Source organism: Trichocoleus sp. DQ-A2, from assembly GCF_039961915.1.
Classification (GTDB): Bacteria; Cyanobacteriota; Cyanobacteriia; order Cyanobacteriales; family FACHB-T130; genus FACHB-T130.
The window spans coordinates 315,094-338,707 of the sequence record NZ_JAMPKD010000002.1 but is presented as its reverse complement, the minus strand read 5'-3'; the positions used below and the strand labels follow the sequence as shown (position 1 = coordinate 338,707).

The 23,614-nt window shown below is 47.9% G+C and carries 23 protein-coding genes and 1 pseudogene; 8 read left to right on the top strand and 16 right to left on the bottom strand.

Annotation, left to right across the window (positions count from 1 at the left end; all coding sequences use genetic code 11):
* Window positions 1–148: 148 nt before the first annotated feature.
* The 3 genes and pseudogenes from NC997_RS03050 to NC997_RS03040 all read left to right on the top strand — a co-directional run bounded on the left by NC997_RS03050 (window position 149) and on the right by NC997_RS03040 (window position 2,752).
* Window positions 149–1,210, top strand: coding sequence for a DUF3365 domain-containing protein (locus NC997_RS03050; RefSeq protein WP_190529581.1), 1,062 nt, complete (start codon window positions 149–151; stop codon window positions 1,208–1,210).
* 71 nt (window positions 1,211–1,281) lie between these two features.
* Window positions 1,282–1,728: an NADAR family protein gene (locus NC997_RS03045; RefSeq protein WP_190529579.1), complete on the top strand. Its 447-nt coding sequence runs from the start codon at window positions 1,282–1,284 to the stop codon at window positions 1,726–1,728.
* A gap of 144 nt (window positions 1,729–1,872) precedes the next feature.
* Window positions 1,873–2,752, top strand: a pseudogene (locus NC997_RS03040) (IS982 family transposase).
* A gap of 207 nt (window positions 2,753–2,959) precedes the next feature.
* On the opposite strand, the gene NC997_RS03035 reads toward NC997_RS03040, so the two are convergent.
* The 13 genes from NC997_RS03035 to murG all read right to left on the bottom strand — a co-directional run bounded on the left by NC997_RS03035 (window position 2,960) and on the right by murG (window position 13,788).
* The gene (locus NC997_RS03035) at window positions 2,960–3,721 is read right to left on the bottom strand and encodes a phycobilisome rod-core linker polypeptide (protein ID WP_190411791.1); all 762 of its coding nucleotides are present in this window, start codon (window positions 3,719–3,721) and stop codon (window positions 2,960–2,962) included.
* Between the two features lie 80 nt (window positions 3,722–3,801).
* Window positions 3,802–4,548: a phycobilisome rod-core linker polypeptide gene (locus NC997_RS03030; protein ID WP_190411792.1), complete on the bottom strand. Its 747-nt coding sequence runs from the start codon at window positions 4,546–4,548 to the stop codon at window positions 3,802–3,804.
* A 71-nt stretch (window positions 4,549–4,619) separates the two neighbouring features.
* Window positions 4,620–5,453 carry a phycobilisome rod-core linker polypeptide gene (locus NC997_RS03025; protein WP_190529577.1) on the bottom strand — a complete coding sequence of 278 codons (834 nt, stop codon included), beginning with the start codon at window positions 5,451–5,453 and terminating at the stop codon, window positions 4,620–4,622.
* 72 nt (window positions 5,454–5,525) lie between these two features.
* Window positions 5,526–6,149 carry a HEAT repeat domain-containing protein gene (locus NC997_RS03020; RefSeq protein ID WP_190529575.1) on the bottom strand — a complete coding sequence of 208 codons (624 nt, stop codon included), beginning with the start codon at window positions 6,147–6,149 and terminating at the stop codon, window positions 5,526–5,528.
* 247 nt (window positions 6,150–6,396) lie between these two features.
* The gene (locus NC997_RS03015) at window positions 6,397–7,269 is read right to left on the bottom strand and encodes a HEAT repeat domain-containing protein (protein WP_190529573.1); all 873 of its coding nucleotides are present in this window, start codon (window positions 7,267–7,269) and stop codon (window positions 6,397–6,399) included.
* Window positions 7,270–7,337: 68 nt separating this feature from the next.
* The gene (locus NC997_RS03010; RefSeq protein ID WP_242030379.1) at window positions 7,338–7,715 is read right to left on the bottom strand and encodes a phycobilisome linker polypeptide; all 378 of its coding nucleotides are present in this window, start codon (window positions 7,713–7,715) and stop codon (window positions 7,338–7,340) included.
* Window positions 7,716–7,780: 65 nt separating this feature from the next.
* Complete coding sequence (locus NC997_RS03005; RefSeq protein WP_190411796.1) at window positions 7,781–8,656, bottom strand: phycobilisome linker polypeptide; 876 nt, start codon at window positions 8,654–8,656, stop codon at window positions 7,781–7,783.
* A 132-nt stretch (window positions 8,657–8,788) separates the two neighbouring features.
* Entirely contained in the window at window positions 8,789–9,277 is a 489-nt protein-coding gene (gene cpcA / locus NC997_RS03000) for a phycocyanin subunit alpha (RefSeq protein WP_190411797.1), read from the bottom strand.
* Window positions 9,278–9,369: 92 nt separating this feature from the next.
* On the bottom strand, window positions 9,370–9,888 hold the full coding sequence (locus tag NC997_RS02995; RefSeq protein WP_190411798.1) for a phycocyanin subunit beta: 519 nt from the start codon (window positions 9,886–9,888) through the stop codon (window positions 9,370–9,372).
* Between the two features lie 556 nt (window positions 9,889–10,444).
* Complete coding sequence (locus tag NC997_RS02990; protein ID WP_190529571.1) at window positions 10,445–11,404, bottom strand: RluA family pseudouridine synthase; 960 nt, start codon at window positions 11,402–11,404, stop codon at window positions 10,445–10,447.
* Between the two features lie 173 nt (window positions 11,405–11,577).
* Window positions 11,578–12,093 (bottom strand): DUF29 family protein, encoded by a 516-nt coding sequence (locus NC997_RS02985; protein ID WP_190529569.1) that lies wholly within the window; start codon window positions 12,091–12,093, stop codon window positions 11,578–11,580.
* 138 nt (window positions 12,094–12,231) lie between these two features.
* On the bottom strand, window positions 12,232–12,582 hold the full coding sequence (locus tag NC997_RS02980) for an S-layer protein (protein WP_190429929.1): 351 nt from the start codon (window positions 12,580–12,582) through the stop codon (window positions 12,232–12,234).
* 147 nt (window positions 12,583–12,729) lie between these two features.
* On the bottom strand, window positions 12,730–13,788 hold the full coding sequence (gene murG, locus NC997_RS02975; RefSeq protein WP_190529567.1) for an undecaprenyldiphospho-muramoylpentapeptide beta-N-acetylglucosaminyltransferase: 1,059 nt from the start codon (window positions 13,786–13,788) through the stop codon (window positions 12,730–12,732).
* A gap of 147 nt (window positions 13,789–13,935) precedes the next feature.
* Here murG and NC997_RS02970 point away from each other — a divergent pair, with 147 nt between their 5' ends.
* On the top strand, window positions 13,936–14,763 hold the full coding sequence (locus NC997_RS02970) for a nuclear transport factor 2 family protein (protein WP_190529566.1): 828 nt from the start codon (window positions 13,936–13,938) through the stop codon (window positions 14,761–14,763).
* A 178-nt stretch (window positions 14,764–14,941) separates the two neighbouring features.
* Window positions 14,942–15,715, top strand: a complete 774-nt coding sequence (locus tag NC997_RS02965; protein ID WP_190529564.1) for an SDR family oxidoreductase — start codon at window positions 14,942–14,944, stop codon at window positions 15,713–15,715.
* An 83-nt stretch (window positions 15,716–15,798) separates the two neighbouring features.
* Here the strand turns inward: NC997_RS02965 and NC997_RS02960 are convergent, their stop codons facing one another.
* Window positions 15,799–17,160, bottom strand: a complete 1,362-nt coding sequence (locus NC997_RS02960; RefSeq protein ID WP_190529562.1) for an NAD(P)/FAD-dependent oxidoreductase — start codon at window positions 17,158–17,160, stop codon at window positions 15,799–15,801.
* 511 nt (window positions 17,161–17,671) lie between these two features.
* Between NC997_RS02960 and NC997_RS02955 the strand changes: the two genes are divergently transcribed.
* A complete protein-coding gene (locus NC997_RS02955) occupies window positions 17,672–18,310 on the top strand; it encodes a Uma2 family endonuclease (RefSeq protein ID WP_190529560.1) in 639 nt (212 codons plus the stop codon).
* 176 nt (window positions 18,311–18,486) lie between these two features.
* Here the strand turns inward: NC997_RS02955 and NC997_RS02950 are convergent, their stop codons facing one another.
* Together NC997_RS02950 and NC997_RS02945 are read right to left on the bottom strand one after the other, a co-directional pair.
* The gene (locus NC997_RS02950; protein WP_190529558.1) at window positions 18,487–19,077 is read right to left on the bottom strand and encodes a TetR/AcrR family transcriptional regulator; all 591 of its coding nucleotides are present in this window, start codon (window positions 19,075–19,077) and stop codon (window positions 18,487–18,489) included.
* Window positions 19,078–19,178: 101 nt separating this feature from the next.
* A complete protein-coding gene (locus NC997_RS02945) occupies window positions 19,179–19,733 on the bottom strand; it encodes a GNAT family protein (protein WP_190529556.1) in 555 nt (184 codons plus the stop codon).
* 248 nt (window positions 19,734–19,981) lie between these two features.
* Between NC997_RS02945 and NC997_RS02940 the strand changes: the two genes are divergently transcribed.
* Both NC997_RS02940 and NC997_RS02935 read left to right on the top strand, forming a co-directional pair.
* The gene (locus NC997_RS02940; protein ID WP_190529554.1) at window positions 19,982–21,331 is read left to right on the top strand and encodes a cytochrome P450; all 1,350 of its coding nucleotides are present in this window, start codon (window positions 19,982–19,984) and stop codon (window positions 21,329–21,331) included.
* 378 nt (window positions 21,332–21,709) lie between these two features.
* Complete coding sequence (locus NC997_RS02935; protein ID WP_190529546.1) at window positions 21,710–23,572, top strand: aspartate kinase; 1,863 nt, start codon at window positions 21,710–21,712, stop codon at window positions 23,570–23,572.
* Window positions 23,573–23,614: the final 42 nt, after the last annotated feature.

The window sequence follows — 23,614 nt, the reverse complement described above, 5'->3', positions numbered from 1 at the left end:
ATCACCTTCTGACGCAGGTCATAACTATAGGGGTTTGCCATGAGCAGCTTGAATAACTTCAGGACAACAGGTGATCTCTACTCTACGTCCTAACTATCTTGGCGGTTGCTATACTGGGCGCTCATTGTGATACAACAGGAAAATAATCATGTTGAATAAATTCAAGCTGGGTACCAAATTCACCTTACTTCTATCGCTAGTTTTTATCTTTGGGATTGTTGTTAGTGGGATTGCTTTGTCTAAGGCACTTCAGCACAGAGCCGAAAATGAAATTATCTCTAAAGGTGTAGTTCTCATGGAGACAATGAACTCACTGAGAGACTATATAAATACTCAGATTAGTCCTCTCTTAGCGCAGAGTGCAGAAGCTCAACCAGAATTTATTCCTGAAACAATTCCTAGCTTTTCTGTAAGAGAAGTTTTTGAAGGTTTACGTCAGAAAGGAGAATATAAAGATTTATTCTACAAAGATGCTACTCTGAATCCTACAAATTTGCTAGATAAAACAGATAACTTTGAAGACAAAATTGTAACCCGCTTTCGCAACGAACCAGAAACGAAAGAAATCTCAGGTTTTCGCTCTTTATTTGGCAAGCAAGTATTTTATAAAGCTTTACCGATTGCGATTGAACAAGAGAGTTGTCTCCGCTGCCATTCGACTCCAGCCGCAGCGCCGAAGAATTTGATAAAAACCTATGGCAGTAAAAACGGTTTTGGTTGGCAATTAAATGAAATTATTGGTGCTCAAGTCATCTATGTCCCCGCCGAGCAAGTTTTTGAGAGAGCCAACCGTTCTTTTTTCCTAATTATCGGAATTTTTCTCGGCATTTTTACTTTTGCCGTGCTTATAATTAATTACTTATTAAAACAAACTGTTGTTCAGCCAGTTAAACTCATGGCTAAGCTGGCTCAAAAAATTACTGCTGGTACAACTTCCGATAAAGTTGAGGAATTCGATTTAGAAAGTTTAAAAGATGTTGCCCGTCGTGCCGATGAATTGGGACAGATGGGGCGGGTTTTCGAGAGCATGGCGCGTGAAATTTACGCCCGCGAACAACGCCTGAAACAACAGTTACAGGAACTCCGGATCGAGATTGATGAAGCCAAAGCAGCGCGTCAGGTAGCTGAAATTACAGAGTCGGACTATTTTCAGGAATTGCAGAAAAAGGCTAAACATCTAAGGAAAAGATCCAAAGAATCCGATACATAAATTTAAATTTCCTATCTTGTGTAGCAGCTTAGCATTTAGTCTTTACTCAGCTAAAATTTACACTTTTTCCGATGACTATTTACTTTTACAGTACCCGCGAAAAATATAGTTGTTTCTCTAATTTTTCGCCTCACGGCTTTGAATTAGATGGGTTTTATTGGCCTACCAGCGAACATTATTTTCAAGCGCAAAAGTTTGTTGGAACGCCTCACGCTGACCAAATTCGCCAGGTAAAGACACCGAAGGATGCGGCGAGAATGGGACGAGAGCGATCGCGGCCCCTGCGTCCCGATTGGGAACAGGTAAAAGATGACATTATGCGAAAAGCCGTGCTACGCAAATTTGAGACTCATGCCGACATTCGCGAAGAATTACTTTCTACAGGCGATGAGTTAATTGTTGAAAATGCACCTGGTGATTATTATTGGGGTTGCGGTGCTGATGGTAGTGGCAAGAATATGTTGGGGCAAATTTTAGTAGAAGTGCGAGAGATACTACGCCTTAGCAACCAGCAATAACAGAAAGAATCGGCTCAAGCTAGAGCAGAGCAATTAGCAGAGAGATTGCGCTCAATGGGGATTAATCCAACGTGAGTTCGGGATAAGGAAGGGTGGAACAGATACAGTTGAAAGTACCTAATTCTCAACCCATCTGACCACCCTATGCTTAGTCTAGAAGCCTTGTTTTGCCATGTCGATGATTTTTGCCGATGGTTTGAACCGCAGTGGCAACAACGCCTGTTGGGTGAAGGGTTACAGCGTCGTTCCCGCTCCCGCAGTTTGAGTTTAAGCGAGATCATGACGATCTTGGTTGCCTTCCATCAATCGGCGTATCGCAATTTCAAGTGGTTCTATACCCAGTTTGTCTGTCGTTACTGGCGCAATGCCTTTCCTCAATTAGTCAGCTACCAACGCTTCGTGGAATGGATGCCCTCCACCCTGATTCCACTGTGCGCCTACCTGCGCCACTGAAGAAGGCAACTGTACGAGCATCAGCTTTATCGATTCGACCAGCATCAAGGTCTGCCACAACCGTCGCATCGCCTCCCACAAAGTGTTCAAGTCCCTAGCCGCGAGGGGCAAAACATCGGTGGACTGGTTCTTTGGGTTTAAGCTGCACCTAGTGGTCAACGAGCATGGGGAGTTGCTTAACGCGCTCCTCACTCCGGGCAATGTGGATGACCGTCAGCCTGTCCCCCAATTGCTGCAACAGCTCTTTGGTAAGGTGTTTGGTGACCGGGGTGATGTCTCCCAAAAACTCGCCCTTCAGCTATGGCAAGACTGGAGCATTCACCTGGTGACCAAGCTCAAACGGAACATGAAAAACCGCTTGATGAGCTTGGCAGATAAGCTGCTCCTGCGGCGACGAGCCATCATTGAATCGGTAATTGACCAGTTGAAGAACATTTCTCAGATTGAGCATTCTCGTCACCGTTCGCCGGTCAACTGAAGAGTCAACTTGGTCTGCGGGTTGATTGCCTACTGCCACCAGCCCAAGAAACCGTCCCTCCTACCCGATGCCTTTTTGCCTGAGTCTATTTAACCCGAACTCACGTTAATCCAGATGAGGTGTGAGTAGGCGATCGCCTATGCCGTATGCACCCAAAAAGTTTGTGGCTCTGATGACCGCTCACTCTAACGACTAGATGTCTTTATAGGACATTATCTAGCTGTATTGAGAGCAGGAATCAGAGCCACAGTTTAGTTTTATCAGAAGTGCAAGCAGTCTAGGAAACTAGCACTTTATCCCTTAGCGGTTGCCACGCACGGGCACTCGGCTGAGGTAGTCAATGTCAAACGCAGAGACCCGTTGTGGGTAGTTGCGCTTGGTACTGAGCGACGCCGCAACCTCGCGGAACCGGCGGGGATCGCCTTCGGGAAGTTGCCGTTCTTGGTTCTTGCGGCTGTAGAACTTCTCCACAGTGAAGCGCCAATCGGTCTTGACTGTGCCAGCACTTTCGCGGAAGTCTTCGCCATAGCGAGGCGTCACCAGGTTAAAAGGACGCTGTTCCATCCGCTTGCGCTGGTAGGGTACGGTGAAGTCCCCAAAGTTGTCGGTATATTCTTCGCTGTTCACCAAGGCATCAACAAAACCGCTGAAGCCCAAAGTGGCAATTTTAATCGACCAAGCGATTTCTTCGGCTTTGTTGTAAGGCTCCCGACCTAAAAAACGCTTGAGACAAATGTTTACAAGGCGATAGTTGTTATTGACCGAGACAACCACACGGTAAAATGCCTCTGACTTCGCCAGACCAGCAATAAATTCCCTTACTGTAATCGTCGCATTTTTCAGCTGAGATTCTAGGGTAATCTGACGGTTGAATCTGAGGATTTCATGCTCGCTGAAGACTTGGCGATAAGCCGCCCAAATCAGCTGCTCCATTTCTATCGGTGAATTGGCATCTTCCACGCGATAGATGTATGGGGTATCTTCGTTAAGATCCGCTTTTCCAAAGCTCTTAACTCGTTGGTTTTGGGTGGTTGGTTTGTATTCAAGTAATGGCAGTGCCATTTAAAAATCTCCCTTATAAAGTGGTTGAGACTTCCTATTTTCCAGCATCGGGGTATCCTCTGGTCGATGGAATCCCCGTGCTACCGGAGAGGAAAACTTACTTGCGAGTTAATCGAGACTCGTGTCTCTTGCGCTGTATTATCCCGTGTCATGTCGGGAATTTTGATGTTAGCCGTGTTAACGGTAACAGTATTGGTGACAGCTTTCGGGTTGATTGCCCGTGCCATATCCAAGAAGTTTTGCACATTGCCCCATTTGTAGCGTGCACTTTCTTCCTTATCGCGCCAGTAATCGGCGTAGCTAGGCGTCACCAAGTTAAAGGGTCGATCTTTGTAGCGACGACGCTGATAAGGCACCGTACTGTCGCCAAAGTTAGACTGATACTCCTCACTATCGACTAGGGCATCAATGAAGCCGCTCAGTCCCTTAGTGGCAATCTTAATTGACCAGGCGATTTCTTCGTCTTTGTTGTAGGGTGCCCTGCCCAAGATCCGTTTGAGGCAAACTTCGACGACTCGATAGTTGGAGTTTTTCTCAACAACCAAGCGGTAAAATCCCTCAGTCTTCGCCAAACCTCGGATGAAGTCGCGCACAGTAATGGCGCGGTTCTTCACTTGAGATTCTAGGTCAACTTGACGAAAAGAATTGAGGATTTCGTGTTCGCTGAAAACCTGACGGTAGGCTGCCCAGATTAATTCTTCAAGGTCGCTATTGTCAATGCAGTTTTCAAGGCGATAACTCCGGGGAGTATCTTCGTTCGGCACTTCGTAACCCGATACTCGCTGGTTCTGCGAACTGGGTTTGTATGAAAGCAAAGGGATTGACATAGGTAAATTGTTAGTTCCTATCTTGTTGGATTGCTAATTGCCATGAACCATGAACAATTAGCTATTAGCCTTTAGGCTTTGGGCGTTGGATAAAGGTAGCGGTAAGGAAGGGCTACGTCGGTGCGACCTACAGCAGGTTGCAAGTTGGCAGCTTTGCTCCTCGTGTCGGGAATCTCCATGTTTTTAATTTGAGAGAGTACCCGATCTCTGGTGCGCTGGTAGTTGACTTCGCTAGGGGCAATACTCCGAGCCATTTCCAAGAAGTTGTTTGGAATTGCTTGACGAACCGAGGTTTTACCCGTTGCGTTTTGACCCCCCACTTGGAAGTAACTCCGAGTATCTAGACCCATCATGCGACCGCGCCAGTAATCACTGTACCGGGGGTTGACCAAGTTAAAGGGTCGCTCGTTAAACCGGCGGCGCTGATAAGGTACAATCTCATCGCCGAAGTTCTGGCGGTATTCTTCGCTATCAACAACGGCATCGATAAAGCCATGCAATCCCTTGGAAGCAATTACAATTGACCAAGCAATTTGCTCGTCTTTGCCATAGGTAGCGCGTCCCAGAAACCGCTTGAAAGTGATGTCAACTAAGCGGTAGTTGGAGTTCGTGTCTGCCACCAACTGCCGATAAACATCGGACTTGCCCAATCCTCGAATAAACTCGCGCACGGATATGGCTCGATTCCGCAGTTGAGATTCTAGAAAAGGTTGGCGGTAGCTTTCTAAAATTAAATGTTCGCTGATGATTTGCCGGTAGGCAGCCCAGATCAAGTCATTAATTGCCGTGTCTGAGGTTGCATCTGTCAATCGATAAATCTGTGCGTCGTCCTCATCAGGTACTTCGTACCCTTCTACACGCTGATTCTGCGTGGTTGGTGTAATTTCAAGAAGTGGAATTGGCATATTTTTTGTTGTTAGTTGTTAGTTGTTAGCTGTTAGTGATGAGTCCATGAATAAAAGACGAATGGGCCTTTGCTAAGGACTCATCACTAATGACTGGTGAGCCAGCTGAACTCTGGCACGAACTGCTGGGTCATTATCTAAAGCCATTTCCGCTAATCGCTTTTGGATGGACGGGCGGACTTCCAACTGAGTGGAGAGTGCTTGCAAGCCGACGACAGCGGCGTAGCGAATCGCCCAGTCCTGGTCTTGAGAAATGAGCAGCAGGGTTTCTAATGCCCTAGCGATCGCGCTTTGAATCTGTTGGGCATTCAACGTGTTCCACCGGAGGTTTCCCAGCCCTTTCGCAGCAGCGCGGCGAACGCTGGGCGCGAAGTCGGTGACTGCTGCCTCTACTAAGATGTCTAAAGCGCGGGGGTCGGCGATTCCGGCTAGGGCACGAATCGCATAAGCCCTGGCACCGTAGTCATAGGCGTCCAGTTTTTCCAGCAAGGGTTGTACGGCGATTTCCCCTAACTGAATCAGCCCGTCTACTGCTGCTACTGCCGCTCCTGGGTTGTTATAACCTAAGACGGCGATCAGGGTAGGAATCCCAACTTCTAGACGGGCGGCAGCTAAGGCTCGGACTGACGCCACCAAACGTCCGGGGGAATCTGCCTGTTCAATGGCACGAATCAGTTCTTGGGGCGAATCAGTCATTAGTCCATCATCGGCGCTCGGTGGTCAATGGCGAATTGCGAATTGTCAATTGCCATTTGTTAAGTAGCTGAGCATAAATAAACGAAGCAGTAGGGTGGGCACTGCCACCCGTGCCGTGCAATGGGTGGGCAGTGCCCACCCTACCTATAGGCTACGTGCTGTTTAAGTTATGTCTAGCTACTTACTGATTGCTAGTTGTTAATTGCCATTTGCTACTTGCGATTAGCCATTAGAAAACGACAATTGACTATAACAAAGCATCCATCAGGGTCATCACCCTGATGGCGTCAGCAGATAGCGAATTCGGTTCATCTGGGTGTAAAGACGCGATCGCTCGTGCCTGTACGTGTTCCAGCAGCCCTTTGAGGGCAATGAGTTTGAAGCTATTTTCGGTGGCAGCACTGGCGATCGCTTCCGCTGCTGGCAGATAACCAATCGCACCCAAGTCTGATAATACGATGCGGCGCAGTTGCAGATCGCTGCCTTCCAATGCTTGAACCAAGCGTTCCCCATAAACGGAATCTTCCGTTAACTGGTACATTGCCCGCGCTGCTGCATATTGCACCCGCGCGACAGGATGCTCCAGAAACGGTTGAATCTGAGCAGTTGCTTCCGCCGCTTGAAGTGCTCCTAAGGCTTCCAGCACTGCTTCATAGGGTTGTGTCAGATGGGGTCGCCCTGGTACTGGCAGAGCGGCTGCCACACCCCCTTCTAGCAGTTGCATCAGTTCCGGAATGCAGGTGCGATCGCCCAGCATTCCCAAAGACTGAGCTGCGGCTTCTCGAACATAGAAGTCGGAGCAGCGCAAACAACGAATCAGCCCTGGAACGGCTCGGCGATCGCTTAGTTTCCCTAGCGCTCGTGCGGCATTGCGACGGAGGGGGTATCCACCTAGCTCTGTCCGATCCGATTCATCCTCCAAAGCTGTAATCAGAGCTTCTACAGCAGCAGACTCGCGCACGCGGAATTTACCCAGCCACCAGGCAGCATAGTAGCGGAGACTTAAATCTTCATGGCGGAGATTGGCAATTGCCCGCTCCACCGTTAGCGGTTCGCTACCCGGTGAATTTCCGGACGGTGAGTCTGATTCAGAATATCGATCGGGATTAGGCGATCGCATCGTAGGAGTGCAATGACTTGGCTTTTACGAACATGGCTGAATGGGCTTTCTGGGTAAGCTGAATCGGCTTAGCGCTTGCCTTCAGCGTCATGATTTTGATGGGCTGTTGTCGCTTGGCTTTTAGCTTCGCTGTCTCCATCCAGAGTTAAGGGCTGAATGTTGACGATTCTGCCACCCATGCGGTTAATCCGCTGCATTTCTTCATTCATGCGGCTGTAGGGCACTGTGATATAGAAACTGCCACTACGGCGAATGGGATAGCTGAGTTTGTCAGATTCGTAAGTCTGACGTAAACCTTCGACTTCGTAGCGAAATACCCGATTGGCAGCGTCACCCAAAGTACCGCTCCCAAGTGCAGTTTGTCCAAACATCGTTGAAATAGCTCCTGTAATTGGGTTGAAAACAGTTGAGGGGGTGATGACATGAAACTTGATAGTTGGTGTCATCACCATTGTCAAAAAAGACTCATTCAAAAAAGACTAAGTGCGATGACACTTAGAATCTGCTCACCTTAAGCGGGTGTAACGCTGACAATTTTGCCGCCCTGTTTCGTAATTTGCTGTAGTTTTTGGGACAGCTGCTCGTAGGGCACTAGGAAGGCGTTGCTACTGCGACGGACTTTCGGGTAGCCTGGGCTGAGAATTCCAGACACTTCAATGCGATAAACCCGTCCGCTTTGTTCCTTAGTACCGCCGAGGGCTTTTCTGGGGGCTGCGTCTTGAGGAATCGCTGCCGATCTCCAGGATGAAGAACTTCCAGAGGGTTGGAAAATTGTAGAAGCCTCATTTCGGCTCAATTCGCCCATCAGTCGGGGAGTTTTTCCTCCAACTTGGGAGCGATCGCTATTCGCATAACCCCGATACAGGCGGAACATACGAGTAAAGCCGGTCGTTCTCACTCCCGGCTCTACCATAAATCCACGATAATAAGGGACAACGTTGTTTCCGAAGTTGGCTTCATACTCAACGCTGTCGATGTAGGAATCGATTTCTGCGTCGTACCCCTGTTCCTCATAGATATTGAGGTGGGAGTTTATCTCATCCTCTGCGTAAGGTGCCCGCCCTAGCAAATGCTTGTAGTTGAGTTCGATCAAGCGGGTATTGGAATTGCGAAAGAAAAACTTGTTTTTGTATAGATCTGACTTAGCGATCGCGCGGACAAAATCTCTTACCGTTATATTTCCTTGCCGAAGCTGCGATTCAGCATAGGTTAGGCGTTCCGACTTCATGATGTAATCGTTGCCTAGTACCTGACGGTAAACCGCGCGGATTACCGCTTGCAGATCGTCCTCTGTCCAGTCAGGCCGCAGTTCCACCCGTGTTTCATCAAATGCAGAAAGACCTAGGCGGCCTGCTGCTGCTAAATTCGACGCCACTAAACCGGCCATTCTTGCTCTCCCAACGCAACAACTTTTTAAGATTTTTATACTCAAATTGAGAAAAACAATGCCCGGAAAAATTAGCAACTGCTAGCAAGCACGCCAACACTCGCTGATTCTTCCGGGCACCGCACCTGAATACTAGCTCAGGGCGTTAATGGCGTAGTCGATGTAGGTGTTGGCTTCGTTAGCAGCTTGACCAGTCAGACCATGATTGGCCTTGATGTTCTTGAGGGCTTCTACGTACCAGCTGTTGGACAGCTCGAATGTGCGGTTGATTTCATCCAAACCGGCAATCAGGTACTCGTCCATTGGACCTGTACCACCAGCAACTAGACAGTAGGTAACCATCCGCAGATAGTGACCGATGTCACGGGCACACTTGGATTTACCACGAGAGTCAGAAGCATACTGAGGCCCCTGCATCTGGGTGGTGTATGGGAACTTTTGGTACACGGCTTGAGCAGCACCATCAATCAGTTGCTGAGCCTTTTGGGTCAATGCACGGGCAGCTTCCATGCTGGCAGCGGCACGCTCAAAGCGACCGTTAACAGCAGTCAGTTCGGTGTTGCCTAAGAAACGACCTTGGGTATCGGCTGCGCCGATGGCTTCAGTAATCGGGGTCTTCATTGTTGAGGTATCTCCCTAAAAGTGTTTGCAAAGTTTTCGACTAAACAACGCGAATGTTCGCGTCTATCCAACAGCAAGCTTGCTAGTTGTTCTTAAGCAACAGCAGATGAGGCACGATCGAAGTAGCTAGCTACTTCAGACATCAGTTGGCTACAGTCGCCCTTGGTGATGCCATTGGGGTCATTAGCGATTTTGACCGCAGCTTCTTTCATCTTTTGGACGCCAGCAGCAACAGAACCACCAGGAACGCCTAGCGCTTGGTAGGTTTCGCGTAGACCGTTCAAGCAGCGATCGTCCAACACGCTAGAATCACCAGCAATTGTGGCATAGGTAACGTAGCGCAGGATGATTTCCATGTCGCGGAGGCAAGCTGCCATACGACGGTTGGTGTATGCGTTTCCACCTGGTTGAATCAGTTGAGGCTGCTCTTCAAACAAAGCACGAGCGGCGTTGGCAACAATGCTGGAAGCATTGCTGGTGATGCGGTTAACGGTATCCAAACGCTTGCTGCCATCCTTGACAACATTGGTCAGGGCATCGAGCTGCTCGGTGCTCAAGAATTCACCGCGGGCATCAGCCTGAGAAACAACCTTGGCGAATGCATCTAACATGAACTCAATCTCCTACTACTGATTTGGATGAGTGTGGTTTTTTAAAACGTCGATATTTGTCAAGCAGAGCTACTTCAATCTATTGAATCAGCTCTTGGATTGGTCAAGCCCAGACATAAGTCCAACACGCTTTTTAAGTCGCTCTCCCATCCCTTCTGTTACTTTACCTGCAACAAATTGGTTTTCACAGAAATATGAGAAAAGTCCGTGCTTTTATGAGAGATTTGCAACCTTGATAAATCCGTGTCTTGTTTAACTTTTGTCTGTTATTGATCCCTCCGGTTATTTTTATACAACGCCTTCGCAGCTTTGTTTTTTAAGATTTATTAAGCAATCTCAAGAGCCATGAATAAAAGCTCAAATCCTTACCCTTCCAAGGGTCTTGGATTTTATTTCCCACATACTTCGTTACAATTCTCCAAGTATTTATACTCAAAAAAGCCAAGGTTTTTGTTTTTATGGTTTTTTAATATTTGTTTAAAAAGTTTCTCGGCAAGGGTTAGGGGTTTTTTGGAACTAAATGTAATTATGTAGTTTTATGTAAATATATAAAGCCTTATCGGTCTATCGATTGTGGATTAGTGGCAGCAATTCGTCTTCGCAGCACATCGAGAAGCTTTACAAGTGCTGAGGGTAGGGGTGCGATCGCTTCTATCAACTCCCCGGTTACTGGATGCTGCAACCGGAGCCGCCAAGCATGGAGCGCTTGACCGGGAAGATTGACGCCGACAGAGTGACCAGAACTGTAAACGGGATCTCCCACAATTGGATAACCGATGTAGGCACTGTGAACGCGAATTTGGTGGGTGCGACCTGTTTCGAGTTGGAAAAGCATCAACGTGTGGTTTCCCAGGCGTTCCTGCACCCGCCAGTGGGTCATCGCCGCTCGTCCCCCCTTCTCTACAGGTACGACAGCCATTTTTTTGCGATCGCCCGAATGACGACCGATAGGCTGGTCAATTGTGCCGCCCTCAGCGCGGGGAGAACCGTAGACGACGCCCAAATATTCCCGACGTGCGGTTTTAGCTTTTAGTTGAGCTTGCAGGTGTTGGTGGGCTTGGTCGGTTTTGGCAACAACCATTGCCCCCGTCGTATCCTTGTCAAGACGATGGACAATTCCCGGACGTTGCACCCCGCCAATTTCCGCAAGAGGACAGTGGGCTAAAAGAGCGTTGACGAGAGTGCCTGCTTCGTGTCCTGCGGCTGGATGAACAACTAAACCCGCCGGTTTGTTGATGATAATCAGGGAATCATCTTCATAAAGAACATCTAAAGGGATTTCTTCTGGTTGCAGGTCTAGCGATCGCACTTCTGGAATCGTTAAAGATAGGCGATCGCCCATTTGCATGGTTGCTTTCTTCGACGTGCAGACGGTGCCGTTCAGCAGCACGTTGCCGTCTTCAATTAGTTTCTGGATGCGCGAACGGGATAAATCTGGTAGTTGTTGGGAAAGATAGCGGTCAATGCGACTGCCTGTTTCTTGAACTTCGAGAGAGATTGAATGGGGGGAATTCACGAATTCACTGTTTAAGTTGGAAACGAACCGCAGAGGACGCAGAGGACGCGGAGGAAGAGAAACAGGAACAAAGGTTAGTGAGGGCGGCGCGATCGCATTTTGGTACGAGTGGGAAGACTTGTTTCTTAAGAGTAGCAGTGTAATTACTGCATCCTAGCCGAAACAAATTTACTTTATTTTCCTAATTTCCACTCTTCCGCGCCTGGTAATTTACTCAATTCCTCACTCATAATGTCGCGCAATGCCTTGGCTGAATTGGAATAGATCAAGCTTAGAAGTTTATTTGCTGCGACAATTATCTCCGTTCTGCTTACCATATCTTGTAGTTGAAATGGGGTATAAATCCCATTTAAAACTCCCACATTTGCCGCGAATATAGCATCTTCAAAAGAATTTTCTAGATAAGATTCCCATTCATTCTGGTTGATATAGAAGGAAGTTCTATTTTCTTTAATATTTAAAGCTTGAATCTTTAGAAGCGAATCTCGAATAGAAACTGCCCAAGAATTAGTTAAACGCTGCTCAATTTTATTCTTTATCAAGTGAACCAGCATTCTACTGAGAAAGCTCTCAATATTCTGCAAAATAGCTTTTTTACTCATCCCTTCCAAATCATCCACCAGGGACAAAGCATCTTCGTATCTTCCTTCCAGAATGGAAGCTTTTAAGTCGGTGAGTTCTTGAGTCATTGTCAACTGACCTCACTTTTACATCGCAAAATTATGTGGTACGCGGGTATAGACTAGGCTATTGACTATCAGAAGGATGCGATCGCTCTCAGAAAAGTGCCGAGAGCGATCGCATCCTTACTTATACACAAAATCCTCCTAAGTTCGGGGAACTTCCACTTTGGTTTCAGGCAGATTACTGCTTTGTTGAGGAATCTGTTGTTGCAAAAATGGTTTAACCCTCTCAGGTGAACTTGACCCTCGATAAGCGCCACAATAATACATACTTAGAACCGCTTTGAATGCCCAGTGATTCGACGGCACATCTGAGAAAGGATTGGGTAAAGTATCGGCTTGGTCTTGGGCGCAGGCTTCCAAAACTGGATCTGAAGTTGGTTGCGCTGGAGATGAGGGCGTTGTTGGGGCGATCGGTTCGGGATCTTGCGCTTTAGCCGGAGCCACAAAGCCAATAGTGGCAAGGAGTATAGCTGTTGCGATTTTGAGTTTCATGGTTTGCGAGGAACAACTGTACGGGCAACTTTCTCTTAAAGTTGCCCCTCCTCAAAACTAACAATTACTGGCGTTACATTGGCTGTTCCAATTTGTGGATAAACCCTAATTTCTCATCCAAAGGCTTTGTGACTGAAAGCCTTTTGGCTACAGCGTTCGGCGCACCAGATCGGCTAAACGTTCGGCACTGTCAGGAACTGCTAGCGTAGCAGCTTTTTGAGCCATTTGTTGTAGTTGTTCGGGCGACTGCAATAAATTCAATACCTTACTTTCTAGTAACTGAGGCGTCAGTTCTGACTGCCGGAATACCAAACCAGCGCCTGCTGAGTTAAAAATTGCCCCATTGTAGACTTGATGATCTTCGGCGGCGAAAGGGTAGGGAATGAGAATCGCTGGGGTTTGCGTAACCGCAAGTTCAGTTAATGTCCCAGCGCCAGCGCGGCTAATTGCCAGGTTCGTCCGTTGCAAAAGTGCCGCCATATTGTCATAAAACGGCATGGAAAAATACTGAGGATGCTGGAAACTTTGGGCATCAGGGTCATTATCGCCCGTCAGATGGACAATCCAGGCACCGGCCTTCAACCAGGCTGGGGCGCACTCGCGGACGATTTGATTGACGGCAACAGCGCCCTGAGAGCCACCAACGACCGCAATCAAGGGGACATCTTCAGGAATCGGCAACTCCAGCTTTTGGGGGGTGCGAAACTGAGCGCGAACCGGAGTGCCTGTGTAGGCGGTTCCGGCGCGGGGTAGGTAATGCGCTCCATATTCAAACCCCAGCGCCACGCTATTACACCACGGACTCAACCAGCGAGTCACTTTGCCGGGGAGGGCATTGGATTCGTGCATAATCACGGGAATTCCAATTGACCGTGCGGCAATAATCGCCGGTGCGGCAATGTAACCCCCTGTGCTGAATACACCCTGAAAATTCTTGTCTTTAAGTAGCTGGCGTACCTGCCGGATGGAACCCGTCAGTCGCAGGAGAATGCCCAATGTCCCCAGTCCAAACCCTTGTTGAAACCCTTCCACCTCAATGGTGTTGAGGGGATATTGAGCCGGAACTAACTGGGTTTCCAGGCGGTTCGGGACACCTAGCCACTCAATCTCATAGTCTGGCAGTTTTTCGGCTAGCGCGATCGCGGGAAATAAATGTCCCCCAGTACCACTCGCCGCAATTAACAATCGTTTCGGTTCATTTGCCAAAGTTTCTATCTCCTACTGGCTGTCCTGGCTCGGATAAGATTAAAAATCAGTTATAAATTAGCCAATAGAGCATCCAGGATTTCTACTCTTTAGCACGTCTGTTGCTCGACACGGTTTTCTTTATCCAATTATTCAAACACGTCTGTGATGCGTAACCAGATAACTCCGTCTGTCAGCTTGTTCCAGTCTCTCATCAAGCAAAAGTCAAAAATTTTTGCCTTTATAATTCTTACGTCCCTGCTTCATCCAAACACTGTTCGGGCAGCGAGTCCAGAAACAGCACCCGTCGAGCTAAAAAATTCTCTCACGCAAATTGATGCGGCGGCCAATCGTCAGGATGTCAATACGGTGATGCAGTTCTATAGCCAGAATTTTACCCATTCTGATGGCTTAAATCGTCAGAGTCTGCAACAGGCTTTAACTCAACTCTGGAAGCGCTACCCAAATCTGAGTTATCGTACAGAACTCAAATCTTGGGAAAAGGAAGGGGATGCCCTGGTTGCGGAGACGGTGACTCAGATTACTGGCACCCAGCGAATCGATGGCAAAGATATGAAGTTTGAGTCCGCTTTGCGATCGCGTCAGCGCTTTCAAGGTCAAAAAATTGTTGAGCAGGAGATTCTGGGAGAACGCACTCAGACGACCGCAGGCGTAAAGCCTCCCACAGTGGACATGAAGTTACCGGAAGAGGTTCGTATTGGTCAATCCTATAGCCTTGATGCGGTCGTCCAAGAACCCCTAGGCGACGATTTAATGTTGGGTGCAGCAGTGGAAGAACCTGTGCGGGGCGATCGCTTTGCCAAACCCGCGCCGGTGGATCTGGAGTTACTGTCATCAGGTGGAATTTTTAAGGTAGGTCGCGCCCCCCTGAAAAAAGGGAATTATTGGGTATCAACGGTTGTAATCCGCGAACAAGGCATGACAACCGTTACTCAGCGCCTGCGGGTTGTAGAAGGTGGTCGCCCTTCCAAATAGTTTTGAGTTTTGAGTTTTGAGTTTTTTACTAAATTGAAAATTCAAAACTCAATCTTCGGAATTTTTAGAAATTTTGTTTGATTTGCAAGGAATATTTTTACAGGGCATAAAGAACCGAATAAAAAAAGAATAGAGCTTTACGAATTACTTATAATTGCTATAAAATTAGTTAAAACGAATGATTTCTATCAAAGACAAAATTGTTGTAATTACTGGTGCGAGTAGTGGAATTGGCGCTGCTTGTGCCAAAGTATTTGCCCAAGCGGGTGCCAAACTGATCTTAGTGGCTCGACGCCAAGAGCGGTTGCAGGAACTCGCAGAGGAACTCAGAAAGGAATTTTCTTGCCAGTTGCATCTGTTAGCACTAGATGTACGCGATCGCGCTTCTGTTGAATCCGCCTTTTCTTCTCTCCCAGAAGCTTGGTCTGATGTCGATATCTTAATTAACAATGCTGGTCTTAGCCGGGGGTTAAATAAACTCCATGAAGGCAGCATTCAAGACTGGGAAGAAATGATCGATACCAATATCAAAGGCTTACTTTATTGCACCCGCTATCTAGTGCCAGGAATGGTAAAGAGGGATAAAGGTCATGTAGTAAATCTTGGCTCCATTGCCGGTCATCAAACCTATCCCGGTGGCAACGTCTACTGTGCTTCTAAAGCCGCTGTGAAATCTATTTCCGAAGGTTTAAAGCAAGACCTCCTAGGAACACCTGTGCGAGTGACTTCAGTCGATCCAGGGTTAGTTGAAACGGAATTTAGTCAAGTACGATTTCATGGGGATAGCGATCGCGCTCAAAAAGTTTACCAAGGTTTAACACCTCTAACCCCAGAAGATATTGCCGATGTAATATTTTTCTGTGTCACCAGACCTGCTCACGTTAATATCAGCGAACTACTTTTAGTCCCCACCGATCAAGCCACTGCTACCCAAGTTCATCGACGAAATTAATTTCGTCTTTTTAAACACAAAGGTTCCCAAAGAGCTATCTTTCCTCGGCGAACCTTTGCGTAAACCTTCGCGTACCTTTGCGTTTAAACTTCCACCGTTTCTTTACTCTTCAAGGGCACGTAATAATCGCCGTTAGCGTCTACTCCTACCTTTCCAATTACCTCGTCGCCGGTAATCAATCTTGCCCCACGTTTGCGAGTCCAATAATTCCAACCCCACTGGAGCATGACGATGAGTTTATTATCAAACTCAATTAAGAAGTAAATGTGAACAAATACCCAGGTGAGCCAAGCGAGCAAACCGGAAAACTTCACATAACCCAAATCGACTACCGCAGCATTCCGCCCGATAACAGCCATACTGCCTCGGTCAACATATTGGAAAGGTGCCATACTGTAACCGGCAATCCGCTGTTTGATCAGGTTAGCAACATATTCCCCTTCTTGCATCGCCACGGGTGCAACACCTGGTAGTGGTTTCTCATTTTGATGAGAAAAACTTGCCAAGTCTCCAACCACAAAGATATTAGGATGTCCTGCTATACTCAGGTCGGATTCAACGATAACCCGCCCCACCCGGTCAATTGCAGCGCCTGTGCGTTCTGCCAAAACTTTCCCCATTGGTGAAGCTTTGATTCCCGCTGCCCATAAGGTTGTTCTCGCTGGAATTTGTTCGATTTTATCGCCTTGTTTTGTGGTGATAATATTCTCTGCAATATTTGTCACCAGCGTCTTTGTCTGCACAGTGACACCTAAGCGCTGAAGAGAGGCTTCTGCTTTTGCAGATAACTCTGGTGTGTAGGGAGGTAGGATGCGATCCATCCCTTCCAGTAACAAAATTTTGGCTTCAGCGGTGTCAATGTTGCGGAAATCTCGCTTGAGGGTGCTGTAAGCGAGTTCTGCGATCGCTCCCGCTAATTCTACCCCCGTCGGCCCTCCGCCGATGATCGCAAACGTCAACCAGGCACGCCGTTTTTCGGGATCGGTTTCCTTTTCTGCCGCTTCAAACGCCATAAAAATGCGACGCCGCATTTCCAGCGCATCTTCAACGGTTTTCAATCCTGGCGCTACAGTTGCCCATTGGTCATTGCCAAAGTAAAAATGGCTCACACCTGTAGCAACGATTAACGTGTCGTAGATCAGTTCTTCGCCAGCGAGGATGACTTTTCGCTGTTGTGGATCGATATCCTTTACCTCTCCCATCAGCACTTTAGTATTTTTGCTCTCGCTGAGTACCGCACGCAGAGGAGATGAAATATCTGCTGGGGATAGCGTTCCGGTAGCGACTTGATAAAGGAGTGGCTGAAACAAATGAAAGTTACGTTTATCGACCAGTGTCACATGGACAGGTGCGCCGCTCAATGCCTTGGCAGCATAAAGTCCGCCAAAGCCGCCACCGACAATCACAACATGGTGAGGAGACTGATTTTCCACTGCTACTACCATAAAATTGACATCCTTTGTTTTATGTTGCCCGTGGCTACGGTTGAACTAACATTTCTTTACCAACTGGCAAGGCTTCCGTTACAGATGTTCATATTAGCCTAGTGTGCCAGGGTTAAAACAGGCGTAGCGACGGCTACAGGTAGATTGTTGTGCCTGGAAAGTCTGCCTTAGGAAGTATTCAGCAAATGTTTAAGCGGATGCTTGGGAATGGCGCGACCGCGAAGCGCTGACTTGTCAGTTCGCAATGAGAATGAAAAAAGACGCGATCGCCCTTTTGACTTGCGTTGTTACTCTAAACTCGAATATTCACATTGCCTAAATTACCGATTCATTGCTTCCAAAGGGTTTTCCAAAAATTTCTCCTCATCAATTTTTATGAGTCTAGGAAAGGATTAATCAGCCTTCTGATCGGGCACTCTATGCTTTTTTAGGGCAGAACTTTTTTGTTGCGCTGCGACACGATGGTTAGGTGCGATACAAGGATTACAGTGGAGATGGAGGTATAAGTCCAATGTTTGCAGTTATCACACCAGAGAAAATCCAGTTACCCGCAGGCGCCGTGGTGCGGCTACCCGGTAGTTGGCAGGACTATCAAGCACTAACTGAACAACTAGGCGATCGCTTGATTCCTCGTATCAAGTATCGACCCGGAGAAATTTTGTTAATGTCACCGCTACCCCGGCACGGACGAGAAGCCCACATTATTGCAATGGTGGTAACAGCTCTCCTAGACCATTTAGGGCAGGACTACGAGGCATTTACCCCGATTACGATGGAACTCCCAGAGATTAGCGGCATTGAACCGGACTACTGCTTTTATATCGATAACTGGGCAGCAGTTGCAGGAAAAGACCGCATCAATTGGGAAATAGAGCCATCCCCCGATTTGGTAATTGAGATAGATGTAACCAGCTATACGGATGTAAACGACTACCTGCCTTATCAAGTGCCGGAAGTTTGGCTATATAAAAAGAATCAGCTTAAGATTTACAGCTTGCAGAGCGATCGCTACACGGTTGTAACCAGCAGCCGCTATTTCCCCAATATGAATGTTTTAGAAGTCATCGCGGAATGTTTCCGAATTGCCTCCGAGCGCAATACTAGCGTTGCGATTCGGGAGTTACGACAGAAATTAGCAAGCGAGAATTAAATCCGAAAAATACAGAAGATTATAATGCGATCGCAATCGGGAATCGCTGGTGAACAGAGTTGTTAAAGTTAGTGGCTCTTGTGATAAATCTATGGTTGGCGTCGTAAAGATACCAAGCAAGTCGAGCAACTTCTAGAAAAGCTTAACCGATGCAGAACACCTGCCTCAATGCGATTTTAGGCAGTATTACCTTTGAGACAAAGCTCCAAAGCACGACGGATATATGCTTGAAATGTCTCATCAGTTGGCTGAAAGACCATCGCATATAACATTGCTCCGCTCATCAGGTCGAAGACTAAATCGGGTTCTATATCTGTGTGAATTTCATTTCTAGCCTTAGCACGTTCCAGCACGACTCCAAAGGCTTGCCGTCGCGGTTGTAGGTATTTTTTCCAGTAGACCTGGGCAAAAGTCGGACTGCTAGACGCTGTACTAATAATTAGGGCAACAGTTTGACGACCTAAGGGGCTGAGTACCATTTTCCCTGCATTCTCAATGAGGATATCAATATCTCCCCAGAGGCTACCCGTGTCTAGTATCAATATTTCCTCTCTGAGGCTTTCAATCGCGTCTGCAACCAGTTCTTCTTTGGAACTGTACCGCCGATAAATGGTAGTTTTGCCCACTTTAGCGCGTGCAGCGATCGCTTCGATGCTCATAGCTTGATATCCCATTTCTGCTAGCAGCTCAAGAGTTGCTTGTAGAATCGCTTGATGAGATTTTTCGCTACGTGGGCGTCCAGGCGGGCTTTTGATAGGTTTATTCATAAACTCATCTTCGCCCAAGCAATGTTCTCAAGTGTTCTCAAGGGCAGTTTGCTGCAAGCGTTCTCAAAGAATTGTTATATGGGGAGTTGCCTTAGATGCAATCAGTCTTGTTTCTTAATGTGCTCCCACTCCTCGCGCAATATTCCCATGCACAGCGTATCAATATAGCTGCCGTTATACCACTCGTGACCCCGGAGGCGACCTTCTTCCACAAATCCACAGGATTGATAACAGCGAATCGCGCGTTCATTTCTTGAGTTTGTCCTTAACCAAACTCGATGTAGATTCCAGTATCGAAACGCATAATCCAGCAGCAATGCGATCGCTTCACGACCGTAGCCACGTCCCCAATATTCCTTATCCCCAATTGCAATGCCTAATTCGCAGACACGCGCCACCCCCTGAAATATATCAAAACCAACCAAGCCGCACTGCCCAATGAACTTGCCATCTGCCTCGATCGCAAACCAGGTGCCATCTCGTCCACCTTTGGCGGCATTTTGATCAAACTCTGCTTGCAGTCGTTCCAGGGATTGGGGTATCGGTGGATCGCCTCCACCTGCCAATTCAACGGCTAAATCATTGTTAAACTCGCACAGTTTCGGTAGATCGTCTCGCCGTATACCCCGTAGCGTTACTCGTTCTCCCTTCAACATCGCTGATTGTCCTTGATTTTATGTCTGTACTCATCCATATCAAGTTTGTCAGGAGGCGGTAATGATTCATACAAAAGAAGAAAACAAGTTGGGAGTTGGAATAGCCTGGTGAATTTTAAAAGCTGTGGCTCTGTCTAAAATGTCCTGCTACCCTAAGGCAGCTCCTCTTGACACTCCCTATTGCAATTACGATACTTAATCGTATCGATATTAATCCGAGCCTTTTGCTGTGGAGCCAAGAGGAAACAATGACAACGACCAAACAAGCGCGATCGCTACCTTTACCTCCTGGGAGCTTTGGTCTACCAATTATTGGCGAAACCATCAGCTTTTTACGCGATCCAAACTTTGTACAGAGGCGATACCAGCAATATGGACAAATCTTCAAAACTCATGTGTTGGGTCGTCCTACCATCTTCTTGATTGGAGCCGAGGCAACCCGCTTTCTCTTTGCCAACGAGAAACACTACTTTTCTGACGGAATTGCCAATGGTGTCCCCCCGCAGACCAAAGCGTTGATGGGAAATGGATCGGTCGTGATGCAGATGGGAGATGAACATCTAAAACAGCGCAAACTGCTATCGCAAGCCTTCCAACCTCGCGCATTAGCAGGGTATGCCTCCACAATGGAGGAGATTAGCCGCAGTTATCTCCACAAGTGGGAGCTTTTGGGTCACTTTTCCTGGTACTCGGAACTAAGAAAATACACGCTGGATGTGGCTTGCAAGTTGCTGATAGGAACCGAAGCTGCCAGCGATCGCGATTTTGGCAAGTGGTATGAAATTTGGGGAAAAGGGCTACTTTCCATCCCCGTACCCTTACCTTGGACAAAGTTTGGTCGGGCGTTACGATGTCGCAAGCTGATACTGGCGAGAATTGAGGAGATAGTCAAAGAGCGTCAACAACAAGCTACATCGACTCAAGATGTCTTAGGTTTATTGTTGCAAGCGCGAGATGAAGCAGGAAACACTCTGAGTTTACAGGAACTCAAAGAGCAACTTCTAACCCTATTATTTGCAGGTCACGATACGTTGTCATCTGCCCTTTCTTCGTTATGTCTTCTATTAGCGCAGCATCCAGAAGTTAAGGAGGCTATCCGTGCAGAGCAAAAGCAATTGGGGTTTCCCCAACCGCTGACCCTGGAGCATCTGAAGCAGATGACCTATCTAGAGCAAGTCTTGAAGGAAGTTCTGCGAGTCTTTCCTCCATCAACTGGCCCTAGAGAAGTCATTGAATCTTGCGAGTTTAATGGCCACTTAATCCCCAAAGGTTGGAAGGTACTTTATCACAGCGGCACGACTCATCAAGATAGCCGCATCTATACTCAGCCAGAATGCTTTGACCCAGAGCGTTTTGCCCCCGAACGGGCGGAGGATAAACAAAAACCGATGAGCTATATCCCCTTTGGTGGGGGACTGAGAGAATGTCTGGGCAGGGAGTTTGCCAAGCTGGAGATCAAGTTGTTTGCTGCGTTGTTAGTCTGCGAGTATGAGTGGGAACTGCTTCCCGGACAAAACTTGGATATGGTGATGCTACCGACAGTCTATCCCCGCGAGGGTTTAAAGGTGAAGTTTTGGCGGAGAGTGCAGCATGGCTAGGAAAGCGCCTCGCAATGCTTATCAAATCGCACTAGAGCTGTCAGGTGGGCGATGCCCACTCAACTAACACAGCTATCTTTGAATTTGTGCATCTGGAATTTTTAGCGATCGCATTATCCTTGAAAATCCTTAAGCCCTTCGCTCTATCTCCACACTACCTGCGATAGATGTTTGAGGATAATCAATCAACACAATCTAAAGTCAGCCTGTTTTGTCCCGGCAAGTCTGATAATTTAATTAGGTTAAAAGAAGATAAAATGCCTTGCCGTGTCAGCCTGTCGCACCTTTAGTGCGCTTACGAGCTTAGGCGGGCTTGGTTTGTGTAGCCACAGGCTAAAGCCTGTGGGTATATCCCTAGGCAGGATTGGTGAGAGAATTATGGCGTTAATTGTCCAGAAATACGGTGGCACTTCAGTTGGTTCGGTGGAACGCATTCAGGCAGTCGCTCAGCGGGTTTTAAAAACAGCCCAGATGGGCAACTCGCTGGTTGTCGTAGTTTCGGCAATGGGGAAGACGACTGATGGATTGGTGAAATTAGCCAACCAAATTTCTACAAATCCCTCTCGTCGGGAAATGGATATGCTGCTCTCTACTGGCGAGCAAGTCTCAATCGCCTTGCTGAGTATGGCATTGCAGGAATTGGGACAGCCAGCGGTTTCTCTCACTGGCGCACAGGTTGGAATTGTTACCGAAGCCGAACATACCCGCGCCCGGATTCTGCATATCCAGACACATCGGATGGAACGTCACTTAGACGCGGGTAAGGTGGTTGTGGTGGCGGGTTTCCAAGGCATTTCCAGTACCGAAGAGTTGGAAATTACTACCTTGGGACGCGGCGGTTCCGATACTTCGGCGGTGGCACTGGCGGCAGCTTTACGAGCCAGCTGTTGCGAAATCTATACGGATGTGCCAGGAATTTTTACCACCGATCCCCGGTTAGTGCCGGAAGCCCAGCTGATGGCGGAGATTACCTCCGATGAGATGCTTGAGTTAGCTAGTTTAGGGGCAAAGGTACTGCATCCTCGCGCGGTGGAAATTGCCCGAAATTATGGCGTAGAGTTGGTAGTGCGCTCCAGCTGGACGGACGATCCTGGGACAAGGGTAATTTCTCCAATGCCCAAGCCGCGATCGCTCCAAGATTTAGAAATTGCCCGTCCTGTCGATGGGGTAGAATTTGATACCGACCAAGCGAAAATAGCGCTGTTGCGGGTGCCAGATCGTCCTGGCGTGGCGGCGCGGTTATTTGGTGAAATTGCCCATCAAGCCTTGGACATCGACTTGATTATCCAGTCGATTCACGAAGGCAACACCAACGATATTGCATTTACAGTTAGCAAAAACGTCATTAATCGGGCAGAAGCTGTAGCCGCAGCGATCGCGCCCGCCCTCCGCAGCTCAAACAACCCAGAAGACGGAGAAGCCGAGGTGATGGTAGACAGGCAAATTGCCAAAGTCTCGATCGCGGGTGCGGGAATGATTGGGCGTCCGGGTGTAGCAGCGCAGATGTTCGCTACGCTTTCTAGTGCTGGGATCAATATTCAGATGATTTCCACCTCGGAAGTGAAAGTTAGTTGCGTCATTGATGCGGATGATTGCGATCGCGCGATCGCTCTTTTGTGCCAAACCTTCGAGGTCAACAATTCCCCACTCCACCAAAACAGAATTGTAGAAAGTAGTGTGGAACAACAGGGCAAAATTTCTCAGTCCTCAGCCCTGAGTCCTCAGCACTCCGCTCCCCCCGTGCGCGGTGTTGCCCTTGATTTCAATCAAGCGCGTCTCGCCATTCGTCATATCCCCGATCGTCCAGGGATGGCAGCTCAAGTTTTTGGACTCTTGGCTGAGAAAAATATCAGCGTGGATATGATTATCCAATCCCAACGCTGTCGCGTGGTGAATGGGATCGGGACCCGCGATATTGCCTTCACCGTCGCCCAAGCAGATGCAGCAGAAGCGAAAGCAGCACTCGAAAAACTCGCACCATCCTTAGGCTGCGGTGAAGTTTTAGTGGATACAGCGATCGCTAAAGTAAGTATCGTCGGTTCCGGTATGGTCGGGCAACCCGGTGTCGCCGCCCAAATGTTTGAAGCGCTTTCCCAACACCAAATCAATATTCAGATGATTACAACTTCTGAAATAAAAATCAGCTGCGTCGTAGCAGAAAATCAGGGCGTCACCGCCTTACAGGCCATCCACGCCGCTTTTGGACTTGCCGGTAGCCAAAAAATTCAAGTTCCTGCTTAAAGTTCTTGCAACTTTTTCATCGCCCCCTGGAACCAGGGAGCG

Bases quoted from the DNA above. Each gene is read 5' to 3' on its own strand.
- NC997_RS03050 (WP_190529581.1), top strand. From the start codon at position 149: ATGTTGAATAAATTCAAGCTGGGTACCAAATTCACCTTACTTCTATCG.
- NC997_RS03045 (WP_190529579.1), top strand. From the start codon at position 1,282: ATGACTATTTACTTTTACAGTACCCGCGAAAAATATAGTTGTTTCTCT.
- NC997_RS03035 (WP_190411791.1), bottom strand. From the start codon at position 3,721: ATGGCACTGCCATTACTTGAATACAAACCAACCACCCAAAACCAACGA.
- NC997_RS03030 (WP_190411792.1), bottom strand. From the start codon at position 4,548: ATGTCAATCCCTTTGCTTTCATACAAACCCAGTTCGCAGAACCAGCGA.
- NC997_RS03025 (WP_190529577.1), bottom strand. From the start codon at position 5,453: ATGCCAATTCCACTTCTTGAAATTACACCAACCACGCAGAATCAGCGT.
- NC997_RS03020 (WP_190529575.1), bottom strand. From the start codon at position 6,149: ATGACTGATTCGCCCCAAGAACTGATTCGTGCCATTGAACAGGCAGAT.
- NC997_RS03015 (WP_190529573.1), bottom strand. From the start codon at position 7,269: ATGCGATCGCCTAATCCCGATCGATATTCTGAATCAGACTCACCGTCC.
- NC997_RS03010 (WP_242030379.1), bottom strand. From the start codon at position 7,715: ATGACACCAACTATCAAGTTTCATGTCATCACCCCCTCAACTGTTTTC.
- NC997_RS03005 (WP_190411796.1), bottom strand. From the start codon at position 8,656: ATGGCCGGTTTAGTGGCGTCGAATTTAGCAGCAGCAGGCCGCCTAGGT.
- cpcA (WP_190411797.1), bottom strand. From the start codon at position 9,277: ATGAAGACCCCGATTACTGAAGCCATCGGCGCAGCCGATACCCAAGGT.
- NC997_RS02995 (WP_190411798.1), bottom strand. From the start codon at position 9,888: ATGTTAGATGCATTCGCCAAGGTTGTTTCTCAGGCTGATGCCCGCGGT.
- NC997_RS02985 (WP_190529569.1), bottom strand. From the start codon at position 12,093: ATGACTCAAGAACTCACCGACTTAAAAGCTTCCATTCTGGAAGGAAGA.
- NC997_RS02980 (WP_190429929.1), bottom strand. From the start codon at position 12,582: ATGAAACTCAAAATCGCAACAGCTATACTCCTTGCCACTATTGGCTTT.
- NC997_RS02970 (WP_190529566.1), top strand. From the start codon at position 13,936: ATGCGTAACCAGATAACTCCGTCTGTCAGCTTGTTCCAGTCTCTCATC.
- NC997_RS02965 (WP_190529564.1), top strand. From the start codon at position 14,942: ATGATTTCTATCAAAGACAAAATTGTTGTAATTACTGGTGCGAGTAGT.
- NC997_RS02960 (WP_190529562.1), bottom strand. From the start codon at position 17,160: ATGGTAGTAGCAGTGGAAAATCAGTCTCCTCACCATGTTGTGATTGTC.
- NC997_RS02955 (WP_190529560.1), top strand. From the start codon at position 17,672: ATGTTTGCAGTTATCACACCAGAGAAAATCCAGTTACCCGCAGGCGCC.
- NC997_RS02950 (WP_190529558.1), bottom strand. From the start codon at position 19,077: ATGAATAAACCTATCAAAAGCCCGCCTGGACGCCCACGTAGCGAAAAA.
- NC997_RS02945 (WP_190529556.1), bottom strand. From the start codon at position 19,733: ATGTTGAAGGGAGAACGAGTAACGCTACGGGGTATACGGCGAGACGAT.
- NC997_RS02940 (WP_190529554.1), top strand. From the start codon at position 19,982: ATGACAACGACCAAACAAGCGCGATCGCTACCTTTACCTCCTGGGAGC.
- NC997_RS02935 (WP_190529546.1), top strand. From the start codon at position 21,710: ATGGCGTTAATTGTCCAGAAATACGGTGGCACTTCAGTTGGTTCGGTG.